This window comes from Streptomyces sp. CLCI03 (assembly GCF_053615355.1).
The window spans coordinates 3398416-3416940 of record NZ_CM132132.1 but is presented as its reverse complement, the minus strand read 5'-3'; the positions used below and the strand labels follow the sequence as shown (position 1 = coordinate 3416940).

General features: G+C 67.3%; 26 protein-coding genes. 25 read left to right on the top strand and 1 reads right to left on the bottom strand.

The window, feature by feature from the left end:
• Nucleotides 1-6 precede the first annotated feature (6 nt).
• The 25 genes from rplN to glmM all read left to right on the top strand — a co-directional run bounded on the left by rplN (nucleotide 7) and on the right by glmM (nucleotide 17508).
• The gene (rplN, locus tag ACWG52_RS15585) at nucleotides 7-375 is read left to right on the top strand and encodes a 50S ribosomal protein L14 (RefSeq protein ID WP_008739701.1); all 369 of its coding nucleotides are present in this window, start codon (nucleotides 7-9) and stop codon (nucleotides 373-375) included.
• Between the two features lie 2 nt (nucleotides 376-377).
• Nucleotides 378-689 (top strand): 50S ribosomal protein L24, encoded by a 312-nt coding sequence (gene rplX, locus ACWG52_RS15580; RefSeq protein ID WP_030008468.1) that lies wholly within the window; start codon nucleotides 378-380, stop codon nucleotides 687-689.
• On the top strand, nucleotides 689-1240 hold the full coding sequence (gene rplE, locus ACWG52_RS15575) for a 50S ribosomal protein L5 (RefSeq protein WP_033225059.1): 552 nt from the start codon (nucleotides 689-691) through the stop codon (nucleotides 1238-1240). Before rplX ends, rplE begins: the two co-directional genes overlap by 1 nt.
• A gap of 5 nt (nucleotides 1241-1245) precedes the next feature.
• On the top strand, nucleotides 1246-1431 hold the full coding sequence (locus ACWG52_RS15570; protein WP_003956452.1) for a type Z 30S ribosomal protein S14: 186 nt from the start codon (nucleotides 1246-1248) through the stop codon (nucleotides 1429-1431).
• Nucleotides 1432-1653: 222 nt separating this feature from the next.
• Nucleotides 1654-2052: a 30S ribosomal protein S8 gene (gene rpsH / locus ACWG52_RS15565; protein ID WP_007265911.1), complete on the top strand. Its 399-nt coding sequence runs from the start codon at nucleotides 1654-1656 to the stop codon at nucleotides 2050-2052.
• Between the two features lie 20 nt (nucleotides 2053-2072).
• Nucleotides 2073-2612, top strand: coding sequence for a 50S ribosomal protein L6 (gene rplF / locus ACWG52_RS15560; protein WP_030008470.1), 540 nt, complete (start codon nucleotides 2073-2075; stop codon nucleotides 2610-2612).
• 2 nt (nucleotides 2613-2614) lie between these two features.
• Entirely contained in the window at nucleotides 2615-2998 is a 384-nt protein-coding gene (rplR, locus tag ACWG52_RS15555) for a 50S ribosomal protein L18 (RefSeq protein ID WP_030008471.1), read from the top strand.
• 45 nt (nucleotides 2999-3043) lie between these two features.
• Nucleotides 3044-3646 carry a 30S ribosomal protein S5 gene (gene rpsE / locus ACWG52_RS15550; protein ID WP_375937982.1) on the top strand — a complete coding sequence of 201 codons (603 nt, stop codon included), beginning with the start codon at nucleotides 3044-3046 and terminating at the stop codon, nucleotides 3644-3646.
• Entirely contained in the window at nucleotides 3646-3828 is a 183-nt protein-coding gene (gene rpmD, locus ACWG52_RS15545; protein WP_005313525.1) for a 50S ribosomal protein L30, read from the top strand. Before rpsE ends, rpmD begins: the two co-directional genes overlap by 1 nt.
• A gap of 2 nt (nucleotides 3829-3830) precedes the next feature.
• Nucleotides 3831-4286 carry a 50S ribosomal protein L15 gene (gene rplO, locus ACWG52_RS15540; protein WP_030008473.1) on the top strand — a complete coding sequence of 152 codons (456 nt, stop codon included), beginning with the start codon at nucleotides 3831-3833 and terminating at the stop codon, nucleotides 4284-4286.
• A 187-nt stretch (nucleotides 4287-4473) separates the two neighbouring features.
• A complete protein-coding gene (gene secY / locus ACWG52_RS15535) occupies nucleotides 4474-5787 on the top strand; it encodes a preprotein translocase subunit SecY (RefSeq protein WP_389807830.1) in 1314 nt (437 codons plus the stop codon).
• On the top strand, nucleotides 5787-6434 hold the full coding sequence (locus ACWG52_RS15530) for an adenylate kinase (RefSeq protein ID WP_389807827.1): 648 nt from the start codon (nucleotides 5787-5789) through the stop codon (nucleotides 6432-6434). Before secY ends, ACWG52_RS15530 begins: the two co-directional genes overlap by 1 nt.
• Before the next feature lie 103 nt (nucleotides 6435-6537).
• A complete protein-coding gene (map, locus tag ACWG52_RS15525) occupies nucleotides 6538-7389 on the top strand; it encodes a type I methionyl aminopeptidase (protein WP_389807825.1) in 852 nt (283 codons plus the stop codon).
• A gap of 138 nt (nucleotides 7390-7527) precedes the next feature.
• Nucleotides 7528-7749 (top strand): translation initiation factor IF-1, encoded by a 222-nt coding sequence (gene infA, locus ACWG52_RS15520; protein ID WP_003956442.1) that lies wholly within the window; start codon nucleotides 7528-7530, stop codon nucleotides 7747-7749.
• Between the two features lie 73 nt (nucleotides 7750-7822).
• Nucleotides 7823-7936, top strand: a complete 114-nt coding sequence (rpmJ, locus tag ACWG52_RS15515) for a 50S ribosomal protein L36 (RefSeq protein WP_003956441.1) — start codon at nucleotides 7823-7825, stop codon at nucleotides 7934-7936.
• A gap of 200 nt (nucleotides 7937-8136) precedes the next feature.
• A complete protein-coding gene (gene rpsM / locus ACWG52_RS15510; RefSeq protein ID WP_007265919.1) occupies nucleotides 8137-8517 on the top strand; it encodes a 30S ribosomal protein S13 in 381 nt (126 codons plus the stop codon).
• A gap of 54 nt (nucleotides 8518-8571) precedes the next feature.
• Nucleotides 8572-8976 (top strand): 30S ribosomal protein S11, encoded by a 405-nt coding sequence (gene rpsK / locus ACWG52_RS15505; protein WP_003956432.1) that lies wholly within the window; start codon nucleotides 8572-8574, stop codon nucleotides 8974-8976.
• A 151-nt stretch (nucleotides 8977-9127) separates the two neighbouring features.
• Nucleotides 9128-10150: a DNA-directed RNA polymerase subunit alpha gene (locus ACWG52_RS15500; RefSeq protein ID WP_007265920.1), complete on the top strand. Its 1023-nt coding sequence runs from the start codon at nucleotides 9128-9130 to the stop codon at nucleotides 10148-10150.
• A gap of 141 nt (nucleotides 10151-10291) precedes the next feature.
• Nucleotides 10292-10753, top strand: a complete 462-nt coding sequence (rplQ, locus tag ACWG52_RS15495; RefSeq protein ID WP_030154710.1) for a 50S ribosomal protein L17 — start codon at nucleotides 10292-10294, stop codon at nucleotides 10751-10753.
• A 99-nt stretch (nucleotides 10754-10852) separates the two neighbouring features.
• Nucleotides 10853-11704 (top strand): tRNA pseudouridine(38-40) synthase TruA, encoded by an 852-nt coding sequence (gene truA, locus ACWG52_RS15490; RefSeq protein WP_375973091.1) that lies wholly within the window; start codon nucleotides 10853-10855, stop codon nucleotides 11702-11704.
• Nucleotides 11705-11761: 57 nt separating this feature from the next.
• Nucleotides 11762-13390: an ABC-F family ATP-binding cassette domain-containing protein gene (locus ACWG52_RS15485; RefSeq protein WP_389807820.1), complete on the top strand. Its 1629-nt coding sequence runs from the start codon at nucleotides 11762-11764 to the stop codon at nucleotides 13388-13390.
• A gap of 73 nt (nucleotides 13391-13463) precedes the next feature.
• Nucleotides 13464-14774: a glycosyltransferase family 87 protein gene (locus tag ACWG52_RS15480; protein ID WP_389807817.1), complete on the top strand. Its 1311-nt coding sequence runs from the start codon at nucleotides 13464-13466 to the stop codon at nucleotides 14772-14774.
• A gap of 232 nt (nucleotides 14775-15006) precedes the next feature.
• Complete coding sequence (gene rplM, locus ACWG52_RS15475) at nucleotides 15007-15450, top strand: 50S ribosomal protein L13 (RefSeq protein WP_030725911.1); 444 nt, start codon at nucleotides 15007-15009, stop codon at nucleotides 15448-15450.
• Nucleotides 15451-15492: 42 nt separating this feature from the next.
• A complete protein-coding gene (rpsI, locus tag ACWG52_RS15470; protein ID WP_030725908.1) occupies nucleotides 15493-16014 on the top strand; it encodes a 30S ribosomal protein S9 in 522 nt (173 codons plus the stop codon).
• A gap of 135 nt (nucleotides 16015-16149) precedes the next feature.
• Entirely contained in the window at nucleotides 16150-17508 is a 1359-nt protein-coding gene (gene glmM, locus ACWG52_RS15465) for a phosphoglucosamine mutase (protein ID WP_390138766.1), read from the top strand.
• Between the two features lie 3 nt (nucleotides 17509-17511).
• Here the strand turns inward: glmM and ACWG52_RS15460 are convergent, their stop codons facing one another.
• Nucleotides 17512-18483, bottom strand: a complete 972-nt coding sequence (locus tag ACWG52_RS15460; RefSeq protein WP_389807811.1) for a DUF389 domain-containing protein — start codon at nucleotides 18481-18483, stop codon at nucleotides 17512-17514.
• Nucleotides 18484-18525 lie beyond the last annotated feature (42 nt).

Below are 18525 nucleotides of genomic sequence, written 5' to 3'. Positions count from 1 at the left end.
ATACACGTGATCCAGCAGGAGTCGCGACTGCGTATCGCCGACAACACTGGTGCCAAGGAAATCCTTTGCATCCGTGTTCTCGGTGGTTCCGGTCGCCGCTACGCGGGCATCGGTGACGTCATCGTCGCCACCGTCAAGGACGCGATCCCCGGTGGCAACGTGAAGAAGGGTGACGTCGTCAAGGCGGTCATCGTTCGCACCGTCAAGGAGCGTCGCCGCCAGGACGGCTCGTACATCCGCTTTGACGAGAACGCCGCCGTCATTCTCAAGAACGACGGCGACCCTCGCGGCACCCGTATCTTCGGCCCGGTGGGCCGTGAGCTGCGCGAGAAGAAGTTCATGAAGATCATCTCGCTCGCGCCGGAGGTGCTGTAAGCATGAAGATCAAGAAGGGCGACCTGGTCCAGGTCATCACCGGTAAGGACAAGGGCAAGCAGGGCAAGGTCATCGTTGCCTTCCCCGCCGACAACCGTGTCCTCGTCGAGGGTGTCAACCGGGTCAAGAAGCACACCAAGGCTGCGCAGAACCAGGCCGGTGGCATTGTGATCACCGAGGCCCCGGTCCACGTCAGCAACGTTCAGCTGGTTGTGGAGAAGGACGGCAAGAAGGTCGTCACCCGCGTCGGCTACCGCTTCGACGACGAGGGCAACAAGATCCGCGTTGCCAAGCGGACGGGTGAGGACATCTGATGGCTACCACTCCGCGTCTCAAGACGAAGTACCGCGAGGACATCACGGGCAAGCTGCGTGAGGAGTTCTCCTACGAGAACGTCATGCAGATCCCCGGCCTCGTGAAGATCGTGGTCAACATGGGTGTGGGCGACGCCGCCCGCGACTCCAAGCTGATCGACGGCGCCATCCGCGACCTGACGACGATCACCGGTCAGAAGCCGGCCGTCACGAAGGCCCGCAAGTCCATCGCGCAGTTCAAGCTGCGCGAGGGTCAGCCGATCGGCTGCCACGTCACCCTCCGTGGTGACCGCATGTGGGAGTTCCTGGACCGTACGCTGTCGCTCGCGCTGCCGCGTATCCGTGACTTCCGTGGTCTGTCGCCGAAGCAGTTCGACGGCCGTGGTAACTACACCTTCGGTCTCACGGAGCAGGTCATGTTCCACGAGATCGACCAGGACAAGATCGACCGTACCCGGGGTATGGACATCACCGTGGTCACCACGGCGACCAACGACGACGAGGGCCGTGCCCTCCTTCGTCACCTCGGCTTCCCCTTCAAGGAGGCGTAAGCGAGATGGCGAAGAAGGCTCTCATCGCGAAGGCTGCCCGCAAGCCCAAGTTCGGTGTGCGTGCGTACACCCGCTGCCAGCGCTGCGGTCGCCCTCACTCCGTGTACCGCAAGTTCGGCCTGTGCCGCGTGTGCCTTCGTGAGATGGCTCACCGTGGCGAGCTGCCGGGCGTGACCAAGAGCTCCTGGTAATTCCCTTCTGTCCGTAAGGACTTGGGAAGTACCAGAGACTCTCGGTAAGCATCTGGTCGGTGGGTGCCCAGCACCGCATGCCGTAGGCTTGTGGGGTTGGGCGTCCACCGCCCTGTCGACTTACTACGCCGTAGGTCCCCGCACCGCACCCGTCCCGCCACTGAGTGGGGAGAGGGATGGCGCATACAGGAAACCCCGGCGAGAGAGGCCGAAGGCCACTTCATGACCATGACTGACCCGATCGCAGACATGCTGACCCGTCTGCGTAACGCTAACTCGGCGTACCACGACACCGTCGTGATGCCGCACAGCAAGATCAAGTCGCACATCGCAGAGATCCTCAAGCAGGAGGGTTTCATCACCGGCTGGAAGGTCGAGGACGCCGAGGTCGGCAAGAACCTCGTCCTCGAGCTGAAGTTCGGGCCGAACCGTGAGCGCTCCATCGCGGGCATCAAGCGGATCTCGAAGCCCGGTCTGCGCGTGTACGCGAAGTCCACCAACCTGCCGAAGGTGCTCGGCGGCCTGGGCGTGGCGATCATCTCCACGTCGCACGGTCTGCTCACCGGCCAGCAGGCAGGCAAGAAGGGCGTAGGTGGGGAAGTCCTCGCCTACGTCTGGTAGTCGGGAACGGAGGAAAAGCAATGTCGCGAATCGGCAAGCTCCCCATCCAGGTTCCCGCCGGTGTGGACGTCACCATCGATGGCAGCACGGTTGCGGTGAAGGGCCCCAAGGGTTCCCTCTCCCACACCGTCAAGGCTCCCATCGCCGTTGTTAAGGGCGAGGACGGCGTTCTGAACGTCACCCGTCCGAACGACGAGCGTCAGAACAAGGCCCTGCACGGCCTGTCCCGCACGCTGGTGGCGAACATGATCACCGGTGTGACCACGGGATACGTCAAGGCTCTCGAGATCAGCGGTGTCGGTTACCGTGTCCTGGCGAAGGGCTCCAACCTGGAGTTCCAGCTGGGTTACAGCCACCCGATCCTGGTGGAGGCGCCCGAGGGCATCTCCTTCAAGGTCGAGTCGCCGACCAAGTTCACGGTCGAGGGCATCGACAAGCAGAAGGTCGGCGAGGTCGCCGCCAACATCCGCAAGCTGCGGAAGCCCGACCCGTACAAGGCCAAGGGTGTCAAGTACGCCGGCGAGGTCATCCGCCGCAAGGTCGGAAAGGCTGGTAAGTAGCCATGGCATACGGTGTGAAGATCGCCAAGGGCGACGCGTACAAGCGCGCTGCCAAGGCTCGCCGCCACATCCGCATCCGCAAGAACGTCTCGGGTACGGCGGAGCGTCCGCGCCTCGTCGTGACGCGTTCGAACCGCAACATCGTTGCTCAGGTCATCGACGACCTCCAGGGCCACACCCTGGCGTCGGCGTCGACCCTGGACGCTTCGATCCGCGGTGGCGAAGGCGACAAGAGCTCGCAGGCCCAGGCTGTCGGCGCGCTCGTCGCCGAGCGTGCCAAGGCTGCGGGTGTCGAGACCGTCGTGTTCGACCGCGGTGGCAACCGATACGCCGGGCGCATTGCCGCTCTGGCTGACGCCGCCCGCGAAGCCGGGCTGAAGTTCTAAGCCCCGGTTCCGGGACTCACGGACGTAACAGAGAGAGGTAATCCAATGGCTGGACCCCAGCGCCGCGGAAGCGGTGCCGGTGGCGGCGAGCGGCGGGACCGGAAGGGTCGCGACGGTGGCCCTGCCGCCGAGAAGACCGCTTACGTTGAGCGCGTTGTCGCGATCAACCGCGTCGCCAAGGTTGTCAAGGGTGGTCGCCGCTTCAGCTTCACCGCGCTGGTCGTGGTGGGCGACGGTGACGGCACTGTAGGTGTCGGTTACGGCAAGGCCAAGGAAGTTCCCGCGGCCATCGCCAAGGGTGTCGAGGAAGCCAAGAAGAACTTCTTCAAGGTTCCGCGCATCCAGGGCACCATCCCTCACCCGATCCAGGGCGAGAAGGCTGCGGGCGTCGTCCTGCTGAAGCCTGCTTCCCCCGGTACCGGTGTTATCGCCGGTGGCCCGGTGCGCGCCGTTCTGGAGTGCGCCGGCGTTCACGACATCCTGTCGAAGTCCCTGGGCTCCGACAACGCGATCAACATCGTGCACGCGACCGTGGCGGCCCTCCAGGGCCTGCAGCGTCCCGAGGAGATCGCGGCTCGCCGTGGTCTCGCCCTCGAGGACGTCGCCCCCGCGGCTCTGCTTCGTGCACGTGCTGGGGCGGGTGCGTAATGGCTCGCCTCAAGATCACGCAGACGAAGTCGTACATCGGCAGCAAGCAGAACCACCGCGACACGCTGCGTTCGCTCGGGCTCAAGCGCCTGAACGACGTCGTCGTCAAGGAGGACCGCCCCGAGTTCCGCGGAATGGTTCACACCGTCCGCCACCTCGTGACGGTTGAGGAGGTTGACTAATCATGGCTGAGAACAGCCCGCTGAAGGCCCACAACCTCCGTCCCGCCCCCGGCGCCAAGACCGCGAAGACCCGTGTCGGTCGTGGTGAGGCGTCGAAGGGTAAGACGGCCGGTCGTGGTACGAAGGGCCAGAAGGCCCGTTACCAGATCCCGCAGCGCTTCGAGGGTGGGCAGATGCCCCTCCACATGCGCCTGCCGAAGCTCAAGGGCTTCAAGAACCCGTTCCGCACCGAGTTCCAGGTTGTCAACCTGGACAAGCTCGGCGCTCTCTACCCCGAGGGTGGAGAAGTCACGGTGGCCGACCTGGTCGCCAAGGGCGCGGTTCGCAAGAACAGCCTCGTCAAGGTCCTGGGCCAGGGCGAGATCTCCGTGGCGCTGCAGGTTTCGGTTGACGCCGTCTCCGCCTCCGCCAAGGAGAAGATTGCCGCTGCCGGCGGCACCGTCACCGAGCTCGTCTAAGACGATTTCAGTGGCTGAATAGCTCGAAACCCGACCGGGGATGCCTCACATATGGGGCATCCCCGGTCGGTCGTTCCACGGAAGGCACACTCGCCGGTAAGGTGGCGTGCACCTTTGCTTTGTCGTATTCGTCGATCCCTCAGACCGTCACCTCTGACGCAGTAGCGCGGGGGTCGCAGGAGGCACCGTGCTCACCGCGTTCGCCCGGGCGTTCAAGACGCCCGACCTGCGCAAGAAGCTGCTCTTCACGCTCGGCATCATCGTGCTGTTCCGGCTGGGGTCCCACGTCCCGGTACCCGGCGTGAGCTACAAGAACGTTCAGATCTGTGTGGAGCAGGCAGGCAGCAGCAACAGCCTGTTCGGCCTGGTCAACATGTTCAGCGGCGGTGCGCTGCTGCAGATCACGATCTTCGCGCTCGGCATCATGCCCTACATCACGGCGAGCATCATTCTGCAGCTGCTGACCGTGGTCATCCCGAAGCTGGAGACTCTCAAAAAAGAGGGACAGTCCGGCACGGCGAAGATCACTCAGTACACGCGCTATTTGACGGTCGCGCTCGCGATCCTGCAGGGCACGGGCCTCGTCGCCACGGCCCGCACCGGCGCCCTGTTCCAGGGGTGCCAGGCCGCCAGCGAGATCGTTCCCGACCGCTCGATCTTCACCACGGTCGTCATGGTCGTCACCATGACCGCCGGTACCTGCGTCGTCATGTGGCTCGGTGAGCTCATCACCGACCGCGGCATCGGCAACGGCATGTCGATCCTCATGTTCATCTCGATCGCCGCCGGCTTCATCGGCGCCCTCTGGCAGATCAAGCTCCAGGGCAAGATCGCCGACGGCTGGGTCGAGTTCGGCGTCGTGATGCTCGTCGGCCTCGCGATGGTGGGCCTGGTGGTCTTCGTCGAGCAGGCGCAGCGCCGGATCCCGGTCCAGTACGCGAAGCGCATGATCGGCCGCCGTGCTTACGGCGGTACCTCGACCTACATCCCGCTCAAGGTGAACCAGGCGGGCATCATCCCCGTCATCTTCGCCTCGTCGCTGCTGTACATCCCGGCCCTGATCGTCCAGTTCAGTGGATCCAAGGCCGGGTGGGCCACCTGGATCAACAAGCACTTCGTCAAGGGCGACCACCCGTACTACATCGCCGCCTACTTCCTCCTGATCGTTTTCTTCGCGTTCTTCTACGTGGCGATCTCGTTCAACCCCGAGGAAGTTGCAGACAACATGAAGAAGTATGGTGGGTTCATCCCGGGCATCCGCGCCGGTCGGCCCACCGCCGAGTACCTCAGCTACGTACTCAACCGGATCACCTGGCCGGGGTCGCTGTACCTGGGTCTCATCGCTCTTGTGCCGACGATGGCGTTGGCCGGCTTCGGAGCGAACCAGAACTTCCCGTTCGGCGGGACGAGCATCCTGATCATCGTGGGTGTGGGTCTGGAAACCGTGAAGCAGATCGAGAGCCAGCTCCAGCAGCGTAATTACGAAGGGTTCCTCCGCTGATGCGAATCGTCCTCGTTGGACCGCCCGGTGCGGGCAAGGGAACGCAGGCCGCGTTCCTTGCCAAGAACCTGTCGATTCCGCACATCTCCACGGGCGACCTGTTCCGGGCCAACATCAGCCAGGGCACCGACCTCGGCAAGCAGGCGAAGGCGTACATGGACGCCGGCGACCTGGTTCCCGACGAGGTGACCATCGGCATGGCGAAGGACCGTATGGAGCAGTCGGACGCCGTGAACGGCTTCCTGCTCGACGGCTTCCCGCGCAACGTCTCGCAGGCCGAGGCGCTCGACGTGATGCTCCAGGCCGCAGGCATGAAGCTCGACGCCGTCCTCGACCTGGAGGTCGAGGAGGACGAGGTCGTGAAGCGGATCGCCGGTCGGCGCATCTGCCGCAACGACTCCTCGCACGTCTTCCACGTGACGTACGCCCCGCCGAAGGCCGAGGGTGTCTGCGACACCTGCGGTGGCGAGCTGTACCAGCGCGGCGACGACTCCGAGGCCACGGTGCGCAACCGGCTTGAGGTCTACCACACGCAGACCGAGCCGATCATCGACTACTACAAGGCCCAGGGCCTGCTGGTGACCATCCCGGCCCTCGGTGAGGTCGCGGACGTCACGAAGCGCGCGATGGACGCCCTCAAGAAGTAGTAACCCTTTGTGTGCAGGTACGGCCGCGGTGTCCCCAGGGCATCGCGGCCGTACTGTTGAGAAGACCTGAACAACGCAGATCCGAAGGTGGAAGGCATTTCCCATGGTCCAGATCAAGACCCCCGAGCAGATCGCGAAGATGCGCGAGGCAGGGCTGGTCGTCGCGGCGATCCACGCTGCGACCCGTGAGGCGGCCGTTCCGGGCGCCACGACGCGGGATCTGGACATGGTGGCCCGCAAGGTCATCGCCGACGCCGGTGCCAAGTCGAACTTCCTCGGCTACGGCGGCTTCCCCGCGACGATCTGCACCTCGGTGAACGAGGTCGTCGTCCACGGCATCCCGGACGACAAGACGGTCCTCAAGGACGGCGACATCATCTCGATCGACGCGGGCGCGATCGTCGACGGCTGGCACGGCGACGCCGCGTACACCGCCTTCGTCGGCACCGGGCACGCCCCTGAGCTCGTGGAGCTGTCCCGGGTGACCGAGGAGTCCATGTGGGCCGGCATCGCCGCCATGAAGCTCGGCAACCGCCTCGTGGACATCTCCAAGGCGATCGAGACGTACATCAAGCGCCAGCCCCGCCCCTCCACCGGTGAGCACAGCCTCGGCAAGTTCGGGATCATCGAGGACTACGGCGGCCACGGCATCGGCACCGAGATGCACATGGACCCCCACCTGCTGAACTACGTTTCGCGCAAGCGGGGCAAGGGGATCAAGCTCGTACCGGGCATCTGCCTGGCGATCGAGCCCATGGTCTCCCTGGGCACCGCCCAGACGGAGGTCCTTTCGGACGACTGGACGGTCATCACGACGGACGGCACCTGGTCCTCGCACTGGGAGCACTCCATCGCGCTGACCGAGGCCGGGCCCATCGTCCTGACCAGCCCGGACTGCGGCAAGGCGAAGCTGTCGGAGTACGGAGTCACCACGGCTCCGGACCCCCTCGGTTAATGATCTAGACTCTGGGGCAAACTTTCCGGATTCGTCTTTCTGGGTGCCCTGACGTAGACTGACTCGTCGGCTCTCGTGCACTTCCATGCCTGCATGGCGCACGGAGCCGATCAAGGTAGCCGATTCGAAAGGCGAAGCGTGGCCAAGAAGCAAGGTGCCATCGAAATCGAGGGCACCGTGATCGAGTCCCTCCCGAACGCGATGTTCAAGGTGGAACTCCAGAACGGTCACAAGGTCCTCGCGCACATCAGCGGCAAGATGCGTATGCACTACATCCGCATCCTCCCCGATGACCGGGTCGTTGTGGAGCTGTCTCCGTACGACCTGACGCGTGGCCGGATCGTCTACCGATACAAGTAGATCTTGCTCTCACTCCTGCCTGGGCATCCGTCCCGGTGCGGGTGGTGGCACTGACCCGGAGAACCTCACCAACATGAAGGTCAAGCCGAGCGTCAAGAAGATCTGCGACAAGTGCAAGGTGATCCGCCGTCACGGCCGGGTCATGGTCATCTGCGACAACCTGCGCCACAAGCAGCGCCAGGGCTGACGCACGCCGACCGACCTGCCTTCCGCAGTTCTTCGCGCGACGTAAGAAAACGTACATACGCAGAACCCGCCCAGCCCTGTACGGGGCCGGCGGTACCTCCGGCGGGGGCCGGGGACCCGGGCGTACCATCACCCACTTTCGGGTGGTCGGCGGTCGGGGTCGGTTCTGCTGAAGACCCCCGAACACACAGGAGCCATTGAATGGCACGCGTTTCCGGTGTTGACATCCCGCGCGAAAAGCGCGTGGAGATCGCACTCACCTACGTCTTCGGTATCGGGCGCACCCGGTCCAAGGAGATCCTCGCCTCCACCGGCGTGAACCCGAACACCCGCGTTCGTGACCTGGCCGAAGAGGACCTCGTCAAGATCCGCGAGTACGTGGACGCCAACCTCCGTACCGAGGGTGACCTCCGCCGCGAGATCCAGGGCGACATCCGCCGCAAGATCGAGATCCAGTGCTACCAGGGCATCCGCCACCGTCGTGGCCTGCCGGTGCACGGTCAGCGCACCAGCACCAACGCGCGTACCCGCAAGGGCCCGCGTCGCGCGATCGCCGGTAAGAAGAAGCCGGGCAAGAAGTAGTCCTGTTCAGCGGTCTTGCGCTGTAGGACCGACCACCTCCCGTAGGAGATTTAGATGCCCCCCAAGGGTCGTCAGGGCGCTGCCAAGAAGGTGCGCCGCAAGGAAAAGAAGAACGTCGCTCACGGGCACGCCCACATCAAGAGCACGTTCAACAACACCATCGTTTCGATCACCGACCCCTCGGGCAACGTGATCTCTTGGGCCTCCGCCGGCCACGTCGGCTTCAAGGGCTCGCGCAAGTCCACCCCCTTCGCCGCGCAGATGGCCGCCGAGTCGGCCGCCCGTCGCGCGCAGGAGCACGGCATGCGCAAGGTTGACGTCTTCGTGAAGGGTCCGGGCTCCGGCCGCGAGACCGCGATCCGCTCCCTCCAGGCCACCGGCCTTGAGGTCGGCTCGATCCAGGACGTCACCCCCACCCCGCACAACGGCTGCCGCCCGCCGAAGCGCCGCCGCGTCTGACGCAGCGGACGCACCTGTGCGTTCTTGAGTGTCCGGGCGGTACGACCCCTTCGGGGGACGTGCCGCCCGTACCCTTGCAGTAGCCGTACCCCCGGTACGGCATCCCGTCGGGCGTCAAATAGTGGGCGTCCACGAATGAAGGAACACAGACATGCTTATCGCTCAGCGTCCTTCGCTGACCGAAGAGGTCGTCGACGAGTACCGCTCGCGGTTCGTGATCGAGCCGCTGGAGCCGGGCTTCGGTTACACCCTCGGCAACTCCCTGCGCCGTACCCTCCTGTCCTCCATCCCGGGTGCCGCTGTCACCAGCATCCGCGTGGACGGCGTCCTGCACGAGTTCACCACCGTGCCGGGCGTCAAGGAAGACGTCACCGACATCATCCTCAACATCAAGCAGCTGGTCGTCTCCTCGGAGCACGACGAGCCGGTCGTGATGTACCTGCGCAAGCAGGGTCCCGGCCTGGTCACCGCTGCTGACATCGCGCCCCCGGCCGGTGTCGAGGTGCACAACCCGGACCTGGTCCTCGCCACGCTCAACGGCAAGGGCAAGCTGGAGATGGAGCTGACCGTCGAGCGCGGTCGCGGCTACGTCTCCGCCGTCCAGAACAAGCAGCTGGGCCAGGAGATCGGCCGTATCCCGGTCGACTCCATCTACAGCCCGGTCCTCAAGGTCACCTACAAGGTCGAGGCGACCCGAGTCGAGCAGCGCACCGACTTCGACAAGCTGATCGTCGACGTCGAGACCAAGCAGGCCATGCGCCCGCGTGACGCCATGGCGTCCGCCGGTAAGACCCTGGTCGAGCTGTTCGGTCTGGCGCGCGAGCTCAACATCGACGCCGAGGGCATCGACATGGGCCCGTCCCCCACGGACGCCGCCCTGGCCGCCGACCTGGCGCTGCCGATCGAGGAGCTCGAGCTCACGGTCCGCTCGTACAACTGCCTCAAGCGCGAGGGCATCCACTCCGTGGGTGAGCTCGTCGCCCGCTCCGAGGCCGACCTGCTCGACATCCGCAACTTCGGTGCGAAGTCGATCGACGAGGTCAAGGCGAAGCTGGCCGGCATGGGCCTGGCCCTCAAGGACAGCCCGCCCGGATTCGACCCGACCGCCGCCGCCGACGCCTTCGGCGCCGACGACGACGCGGACGCCGGTTTCGTCGAGACCGAGCAGTACTGATCCGTCCCGCAGCCGGCGGCCGAGGTCTTCGGACCGTGGTCGCCGGCCGGGCTCGGAACCAAGACTTTCCCGCGGCATCCGCCTCGGGGGAACTGACACCGGTACCTGACACGGCCGGTGCAGATATGAAGGAGTAACACCATGCCGCGTCCCGCAAAGGGTGCCCGTCTGGGCGGCAGCGCCGCGCACGAGAAGCACCTCCTCGCGAACCTCGCGAAGGCGCTCTTCGAGCACGGCCGCATCACCACCACCGAGGCCAAGGCCCGCCGCCTGCGTCCCTACGCCGAGCGTCTGGTCACCAAGGCCAAGAAGGGCGACATCCACAACCGTCGCCTGGTGCTGCAGACGATCACGGACAAGAGCATCGTGCACACGCTGTTCACCGAGATCGCCCCGCGCTACGAGAACCGCCCCGGTGGTTACACGCGCATCACCAAGATCGGCAACCGTCGTGGCGACAACGCCCCGATGGCCGTGATCGAGCTGGTCGAGGCCCTCACGGTCGCCCAGCAGGCCACCGGTGAGGCCGAGGCCGCCACCAAGCGCGCGGTCAAGGAGGCGGAGGCCGTCGAGACCCCCGCCGAGGAGACCAAGGAGGCCTGATCCCTCGGGATCACGCTTGCTTGAACGGCTCTGAACGGGCCCGCCCCCTTCCGGGGCGGGCCCGTTCTGCATATGGGTGCTTCTGAGAGGATCGGTCACGTGAGTGACGAGGTGGAACCCGGGCACGTCCGGGTGCGGCTGGACCTGAGCTACGACGGCAAGGACTTCTCCGGCTGGGCGAAGCAGCGCGTGCTGCGGACCGTCCAGGGCGAGCTGGAGTCGGCCCTGCGGACCGTGATGCGGCTGTCCGAGCCGGTCGAGCTGACCGTGGCCGGACGGACCGACGCGGGGGTGCACGCCCGCGGCCAGGTCGCGCAGTTCGACCTCGCCGAGGAGGTGTGGGCCGAGCACCACGACAAGCTGCTGCGCCGCCTCGCCGGGCGGCTGCCGCACGACGTGCGGGTATGGAAGGTCGCCGAGGCCCCCGAGGGCTTCAACGCGCGGTTCTCCGCCATCTGGCGCCGCTACGCCTACCGCGTCGGCGACCACCAGGGCGGCGTCGACCCGCTGCGCCGCGGGCACGTGCTGTGGCACCAGTGGCCGCTCGACGTGGACGCCATGAACGAGGCCGCCGCCCCGCTGCTCGGCGAGCACGACTTCGCCGCGTACTGCAAGAAGCGCGAGGGCGCCACGACCATCCGGACCCTCCAGCAGCTCAGCTGGGAGCGCGCCGAGGACGGGATCATCACCGCGACCGTCCGCGCCGACGCCTTCTGCCACAACATGGTCCGCTCGCTGGTGGGCGCGCTGCTGCACGTCGGCGACGGGCACCGGTCCACCGACTGGCCCGGCAAGGTGCTGGCGGCCGGCGTACGGGACTCCTCGGTGCACGTGGTCAAGCCGCACGGCCTGACCCTGGAGGAGGTCGGCTACCCGGCGGACGAGCTGCTGGCCGCCCGCAGCAAGGAAGCGCGCAACATGCGGACCCTGCCGGCCGCCGGCTGCTGCTGACCGCCCCCGCGGGCGTCCGGCTAATCCGTTTGGGCGGATCGGCACCGGACCGGGACAATGCCCGGCATGGGACATCTCGAAGCCAGCCACCTGGAGTACTACCTTCCCGACGGGCGGGTACTGCTCCCTGACGTCTCCTTCCGTGTGGGGGAGGGGTCGGTCGTCGCGCTCGTCGGGGCGAACGGGGCCGGTAAGACCACCCTGCTGAAGATGATCTCCGGCGAGCTCAAGCCGCACGGCGGCGGGATCACCGTCTCCGGCGGCCTCGGCGTGATGTCGCAGTTCGTGGGCTCGGTGCGGGACGAGACGACCGTACGGGACCTGCTGGTCTCGGTGGCCCAGCCGCGCATCCGGGAGGCGGCCAAGGCGGTGGACGCCGCCGAGCAGCTGATCCTGACGGTGGACGACGAGGCCGCCCAGATGGCCTACGCGCAGGCGCTGAGCGACTGGGCGGACGTCCAGGGGTACGAGGCGGAGACGCTGTGGGACGTCTGCACCATGGCCGCGCTGGCGATCCCGTACGACAGCGCGCAGTTCCGCGAGGTGCGCACGCTGTCCGGTGGTGAGCAGAAGCGCCTCGTGCTGGAGGCGCTGCTGCGCGGGCCCGACGAGGTGCTGCTGCTCGACGAGCCGGACAACTATCTGGACGTCCCCGGCAAGCGCTGGCTGGAGGAGCAGCTGAAGGCCACCCGCAAGACGGTGCTCTTCGTCTCCCACGACCGGGAGCTGCTGACCCAGGCCGCCGAGAAGATCATCAGCCTGGAGGCGAGCCCGACGGGCTCCGACGTCTGGGTGCACGGTGCGGGCTTCGCGACCTACCACGACGCCCGCAAGGAGCGTTTCGCGCGCTTCGAGGAGCTCAAGCGGCGTTGGGACGAGGAGCACGCGCGGCTGAAGGCGCTGGTGCTGCGGCTGCGCAACCAGGCCGCGATCAGCCCCGACATGGCTTCGCGCTACCACGCGATGCAGACCCGCTTCAAGAAGTTCGAGGACGCCGGCCCGCCGCCGGAGCCGCCGCGTGAGCAGGACATCAAGATGCGGCTCAAGGGCGGGCGGACCGGCGTGCGCGCCCTGACCGTGGAGAACCTGGAGCTGACCGGCCTGATGAAGCCGTTCTCCCTGGAGGTCTTCTACGGGGAGCGGGTCGCCGTCCTCGGCTCGAACGGCTCGGGCAAGTCGCACTTCCTGCGCCTGCTGGCGGGCGAGGACGTCAAGCACACCGGTACCTGGAAGCTGGGCGCGCGGGTGGTTCCCGGCCATTTCGCGCAGACCCACGCGCACCCGGAGCTGTTCGGGCGGACCCTCGTCGACATCCTGTGGACGGAGGCGGCGAAGCCGCTGGGGCAGGCCATGGGCGCCCTGCGCCGGTACGAGCTGGAGCGCCAGGGCGACCAGCCGTTCGAGAAGCTCTCGGGCGGGCAGCAGGCGCGCTTCCAGATCCTGCTGCTGGAGCTGGCGGGCACCACGGCGCTGCTGCTGGACGAGCCGACGGACAACCTGGACCTGGAGTCGGCGGAGGCCCTGCAGGACGGGCTGGAGGCGTACGACGGCACTGTGCTGTGCGTCACGCACGACAGGTGGTTCTCGCGCACATTCGACCGTTACCTGGTCTTCGGTTCGGACGGTGTTGTGCGGGAGACTCAGGAACCCGTCTGGGACGAACGTAGAGTCGAACGCAAGCGCTAGGGGGAGACCGACCGTCGCCCCCTGGGCCGAGTGAGGGGCAGGCGTCGTGGGGCTGCGGCCTAGCATCTGGCTGTTGAGGTGGGAGAACCAGGGCGTCAGGAACCGGGGGGCCGGGGACGGGGACGCCGGGGGTCGGGCGACGGGGGGCGGGGGCACCGGGAGCAGGCTGATCGACTGGTCGCTGCAGCCGGCCGCCCGGTCCTGGCGGGTGGTCTCCCTCGCGGTGCTCCTCGGGATCGCCGTCTCCACGAGCCTGCGGGCGAACTGGGGCTCCGACAACGCGTTCGTGGTCAAGGCGGCGGAGACGCTGCTGGCGGGCGGGTCCCCGTACGAGGACAAACGCTTCCTCTACCTGCCCAGCGCCGTGCTGATGGCGGTTCCCGAGGCGCTGCTGCCGCGTGAGGTGTTGCGGTGGGTGCTGCCGCTCGGGATGTCGGGGCTGCTGGGCATCGGCTGGCTGGCCGCGCTGCGGATGTTCGCGGTGCCGCTGCGGTCGCGCTTCGCCGTCGGCGGTCTCGCGGTGTTCGCCCTCCTCTACAAGCCGTACATCAACCTCGTGCTGATCGGGAACTGGACCGCCATCTCGGCGGCCGCCCTGCCCGTGGCGCTGCTGCTCGCCCACCGGAGCAGGTGGGGGTCGGCCGGCCTGGTGGTGGGGCTCGCGATCGCGTGCAAGCCGATGCTGGTGCCCTTGGGGCTGCTCTTCCTGGTCTCCCGGCGGTGGCGCGCCCTGGCCGCGGCCGTGCTGGTGCCGCTGGGGTTCTCGCTGGCCGGCGCGCTGGTGATGCCGAGCCCGTCGCTGTTCTTCACCAAGACCCTGCCCTTCCTGCTCCAGGGGCAGGACGCGTACGCGCTGCCGTGGGACGCCTCGCCGATCGCCGTGCTGCCACGGCTGGGCGTGCCTGCGGCGGTGGCGGTGCCGGTGGCCTTCGCCGGGGCCTGTGCGGGCCTGTGGGCGGCCTGGGTGCGGTGGCGGCGGGAGGACACCGACGGGGGTGAGCTGCGCCTGGTGGAGACGGCCTGCATGGTGATGCTCGCCGCATTCCTGGTGTCGCGGCCGTCCTTCGACCACTACCTGCTGGTGGTCCTGCCGCTGCTGATGGCCTCGGTGGTGCGGTCGGACGCGGCGGCGCGTTCGCCCTGGTTCTGGGCGGTGCTGGGGCCCCAGGTGGCGGGCGTTCCGTGGCCGTCCGAGCTGGAGGCCAAGCGGCGGGCGTTCAAGGACTGCGCCACCCTGTGCGGGCTCACGATCGTGCTGGCGTGTCGTGCGGTGCGCTCCGGGCGGGTTACTCTGGAGCCCGTAACAACTGCGGGGTCCCCACCCAGGACCGAACCGGAGTGCGCCGCGAAGCCAGCAGAATCGGCATCGCGGACCGCGTTTTGACCCGTACGGGTCTGCTTGGGTATCCTGCTGGTTTGTTATGCGTATTGGCTTTCTCATTCTCACGTGAAAGGGCCTTGCGCCGGTCCACCGGACCGATGACCAGCAGTTTCACGCGGGTGCGTCCCCGTTGTGAATGTGGGCTGTCGTGATCGTCCGTGGTGACCCTGTCAGGACCTTCCCATCGGGGCTTGCGCCCTTGGGATACCACCACCGAAGAAGCGAAGGCATACGCGTGCGTACGTTCAGCCCCAAGCCCGGCGACATCTCGCGCCAGTGGCTCGTCATCGACGCCCAGGACGTTGTCCTCGGCCGTCTGGCGACCCAGGCCGCAGCCCTCCTGCGCGGCAAGCACAAGCCGACTTACGCCCCCCACATGGACATGGGCGACTTCGTCATCATCGTCAACGCCGACAAGGTTCACCTGTCCGGCAACAAGGCGTCGCAGAAGATGGCGTACCGCCACTCCGGCTACCCGGGCGGTCTCCGCTCCGTGCGCTACGACGACCTCCTGGCGAACAACCCGGAGAAGGCCGTCGAGAAGGCCATCAAGGGCATGCTCCCCAAGAACACCCTGGGCCGTCAGATGCTCTCGAAGCTGAAGGTCTACTCGGGCGATGTGCACCCCCACGCTGCTCAGCAGCCGGTGCCGTTCGAGATCACCCAGGTCGCGCAGTAGTTCCGGCCACCCCCTAAGACGTAGAAAATTCTGAGGAGCATCGTGGCCGAGACCACCGCCGAGACGACCCCCGTCGAAGAGTTCGAGGGCAACGTCGAGGAGTACACCACCGAGTCGGACGTCGTCGTCGAGGGCGACTACACCTCCGAGTCCCTTGCCGGCCGCTTCGGCGACCCCCAGCCGGCCGCCGGCCTGGGCCGTCGCAAGAACGCCATCGCCCGCGTCCGGATCGTTCCGGGCACCGGCAAGTGGAAGATCAACGGTCGCACCCTTGAGGACTACTTCCCCAACAAGGTGCACCAGCAGGAAGTCAACGAGCCCTTCAAGCTCCTGGAGCTCGACGGTCGCTACGACGTCATCGCCCGCATCTCGGGTGGCGGCGTGTCCGGCCAGGCCGGCGCCCTGCGCCTCGGCGTGGCCCGTGCGCTGAACGAGGCGGACGTGGACAACAACCGCCCGGCGCTGAAGAAGGCCGGCTTCCTCTCCCGCGACGACCGTGCGGTCGAGCGCAAGAAGGCCGGTCTCAAGAAGGCCCGTAAGGCTCCGCAGTACAGCAAGCGTTAATCTGCGCCTGCTGTTCTGCAACGAAACCGCCCCGGCAGCACTCTCTGTGCTGTCGGGGCGGTTCGTTTACCGCCACAAGCGGCAAATACCTGTCACAAGCGGTCATACGCGAAGCGGAAACTCGGGAGGACAACAGTGGGACGACTCTTCGGGACGGACGGTGTACGCGGCGTCGCCAACGCGGATCTGACGGCGGAGCTCGCGCTCGGCCTCTCCGTGGCGGCTGCCCACGTACTGGCCGAGGCGGGCACCTTCGAAGGCCACCGGGCGACCGCCGTGGTCGGCAGGGATCCCCGCGCCTCCGGCGAATTCCTGGAGGCCGCGGTCGTGGCCGGACTCGCGAGCGCGGGCGTGGACGTCCTGCGCGTCGGTGTGCTGCCCACCCCGGCGGTGGCGTATCTCACCGGTGCGCTGGGCGCCGACCTCGGCGTGATGCTCTCCGCCAGCCACAACGCCATGCCCGACAACGGCATCAAGTTCTTCGCCCGCGGCGGCCACAAGCTCGCCGACGAGCTGGAGGACCGCATCGAGTCGACCTACGAGCAGCACCGCACCGGCGCGCCCTGGGACCGACCCACCGGCTCCGGCGTCGGCCGCGTCTCCGACTACACCGAGGGCTTCGACCGGTACGTCGCCCACCTCATCGGTGTCCTCCCGAACCGCCTCGAAGGCCTGAAGGTCGTCCTGGACGAGGCCCACGGCGCGGCCGCGTACGTCTCGCCCGAGGCCTTCACCCGGGCCGGCGCGGAGATCGTCACGATCGGCGCCGAGCCCGACGGCCTCAACATCAACGACGGCTGCGGCTCCACCCACCTCGGCCTGCTCAAGGCGGCCGTGGTCGAGCACGGCGCCGACCTCGGCATCGCGCACGACGGCGACGCCGACCGCTGCCTGGCCGTGGACGCCTCCGGCGAGGAGATCGACGGCGACCAGATCCTCGCCGTGCTGGCCCTCGCCATGCGCGAGGCCGGCCAGCTGCGCGAGAACACCGTGGTCGGCACCGTGATGTCCAACCTGGGCTTCAAGCTGGCGATGGAGGCCGAGGGCATCCAGGTCGTACAGACCGGGGTCGGCGACCGCTACGTGCTGGAGTCGATGAAGGAGAACGGCTACGCGCTCGGTGGCGAGCAGTCCGGCCACGTGATCATCCTCGACCACGCGACGACCGGCGACGGCACGCTGACCGGCCTGCTGCTGGCGGCGCGCGTCGCGGCCACCGGCACGCCCCTCGCCGAGCTGGCGGGCGTCATGCAGCGGCTGCCGCAGGTGCTCGTCAACGTTCCCGACGTGGACAAGTCCCGCGTCACCACCTCCGCCGAGCTGGCGGCGGCGGTCGCCGACGCCGAGCGCGAGCTGGGCACCACCGGACGGGTGCTGCTGCGTTCGTCCGGCACGGAGCCGCTCGTACGGGTGATGGTCGAGGCCGCCGACATCGAGCAGGCCCGCTCGATCGCCGGCCGCCTCGCGGACGTCGTGAAGTCCGCGCTCGGCTAGGGCCTAGAGCCCGCTGCCAGGCCTGTGTGGCGCACCCGGTTTCCGGATCATCCGGCTCTCCTGGGTGCGCCACAGCAGTTTCCAGCAGATGAGGGTGAGCGTCCCGGCGAGGATGATTCCGCCCAGGTTCACGGCCAGCTGGGCGGCCGAGCCCCACATCTGGGAGAAGTCGCCGTAGCTGAGGGCCACCGCCGCGTTCGCGCCCGCCGGGACGGTGGTGACGGAGATCGCCACGCCCACCAGCGCACCGGCCTTCGCCGAGGTCAGCGACAGCATGCCGGCCACACCGGCGAGCAGCGCCACGACGAAGGAGAACGGGTCGGGCTGCCAGATGAAGCTGGTGTTCGGCCGGGGGTTCTCCAGCATCCCCTCCTGGAACAGTCCGAGCGCGTTCATCCCCAGACTGAAGAGCGTCGTCGCCACGATCGCCACCGTGAAGCCGATGAACAGCGCGAAGAGCGAGCGGCCGGCCAGTCTGCGACGGCGCTGCACCAGGCCGGTGCAGATACCGGCGAGCGGGCCGAACTCCGGGCCGACCGCCATGGCGCCGACGATCAGGATCGCGTTGTCCAGGACCACACCGCACGCCGCGATCATCGTCGCCACGATCATGAAGGCGGCGTAGGTGATGGTGAGGGTGGACTCCTCGTGCGTCGACTCGGCGAGCTGTTCCCAGACCACGGCGTCGGCGGCCTCGCCCGGCGCTTCCCGCTCGGCGTCGTCGGCGCGTGTGGAGATCGACAGGTCGATGTTCTCCACGGCGATCGAACCGGTCCGATCGATACCGAGGTGGCGCATCGCCTGCAGGAGCTCGTCCGCCGCCTCGCGGGCGACGTCGCACAGGACGAGATCGCCCTCGGGGTCGCGGGCGGCGCCGGACAGTACGACCAGATGGGTGGTTCCGACCGTCCGGTCGATCAACGCCACCACCTGTTCGGTGAGGTGATGGGGGGTGATCATCCGCAGATGCAGCATTTCCGCACCCTAGCGACCAGGTGGTGCCTCGCCGGTCAGGGC

Bases quoted from the DNA above. Each gene is read 5' to 3' on its own strand.
- rplX (WP_030008468.1), top strand. From the start codon at position 378: ATGAAGATCAAGAAGGGCGACCTGGTCCAGGTCATCACCGGTAAGGAC.
- rplE (WP_033225059.1), top strand. From the start codon at position 689: ATGGCTACCACTCCGCGTCTCAAGACGAAGTACCGCGAGGACATCACG.
- ACWG52_RS15570 (WP_003956452.1), top strand. From the start codon at position 1,246: ATGGCGAAGAAGGCTCTCATCGCGAAGGCTGCCCGCAAGCCCAAGTTC.
- rpsH (WP_007265911.1), top strand. From the start codon at position 1,654: ATGACCATGACTGACCCGATCGCAGACATGCTGACCCGTCTGCGTAAC.
- rplF (WP_030008470.1), top strand. From the start codon at position 2,073: ATGTCGCGAATCGGCAAGCTCCCCATCCAGGTTCCCGCCGGTGTGGAC.
- rplR (WP_030008471.1), top strand. From the start codon at position 2,615: ATGGCATACGGTGTGAAGATCGCCAAGGGCGACGCGTACAAGCGCGCT.
- rpsE (WP_375937982.1), top strand. From the start codon at position 3,044: ATGGCTGGACCCCAGCGCCGCGGAAGCGGTGCCGGTGGCGGCGAGCGG.
- rpmD (WP_005313525.1), top strand. From the start codon at position 3,646: ATGGCTCGCCTCAAGATCACGCAGACGAAGTCGTACATCGGCAGCAAG.
- rplO (WP_030008473.1), top strand. From the start codon at position 3,831: ATGGCTGAGAACAGCCCGCTGAAGGCCCACAACCTCCGTCCCGCCCCC.
- ACWG52_RS15530 (WP_389807827.1), top strand. From the start codon at position 5,787: ATGCGAATCGTCCTCGTTGGACCGCCCGGTGCGGGCAAGGGAACGCAG.
- map (WP_389807825.1), top strand. From the start codon at position 6,538: ATGGTCCAGATCAAGACCCCCGAGCAGATCGCGAAGATGCGCGAGGCA.
- rpmJ (WP_003956441.1), top strand. From the start codon at position 7,823: ATGAAGGTCAAGCCGAGCGTCAAGAAGATCTGCGACAAGTGCAAGGTG.
- rpsM (WP_007265919.1), top strand. From the start codon at position 8,137: ATGGCACGCGTTTCCGGTGTTGACATCCCGCGCGAAAAGCGCGTGGAG.
- rpsK (WP_003956432.1), top strand. From the start codon at position 8,572: ATGCCCCCCAAGGGTCGTCAGGGCGCTGCCAAGAAGGTGCGCCGCAAG.
- ACWG52_RS15500 (WP_007265920.1), top strand. From the start codon at position 9,128: ATGCTTATCGCTCAGCGTCCTTCGCTGACCGAAGAGGTCGTCGACGAG.
- rplQ (WP_030154710.1), top strand. From the start codon at position 10,292: ATGCCGCGTCCCGCAAAGGGTGCCCGTCTGGGCGGCAGCGCCGCGCAC.
- ACWG52_RS15485 (WP_389807820.1), top strand. From the start codon at position 11,762: ATGCCCGGCATGGGACATCTCGAAGCCAGCCACCTGGAGTACTACCTT.
- ACWG52_RS15460 (WP_389807811.1), bottom strand. From the start codon at position 18,483: ATGCTGCATCTGCGGATGATCACCCCCCATCACCTCACCGAACAGGTG.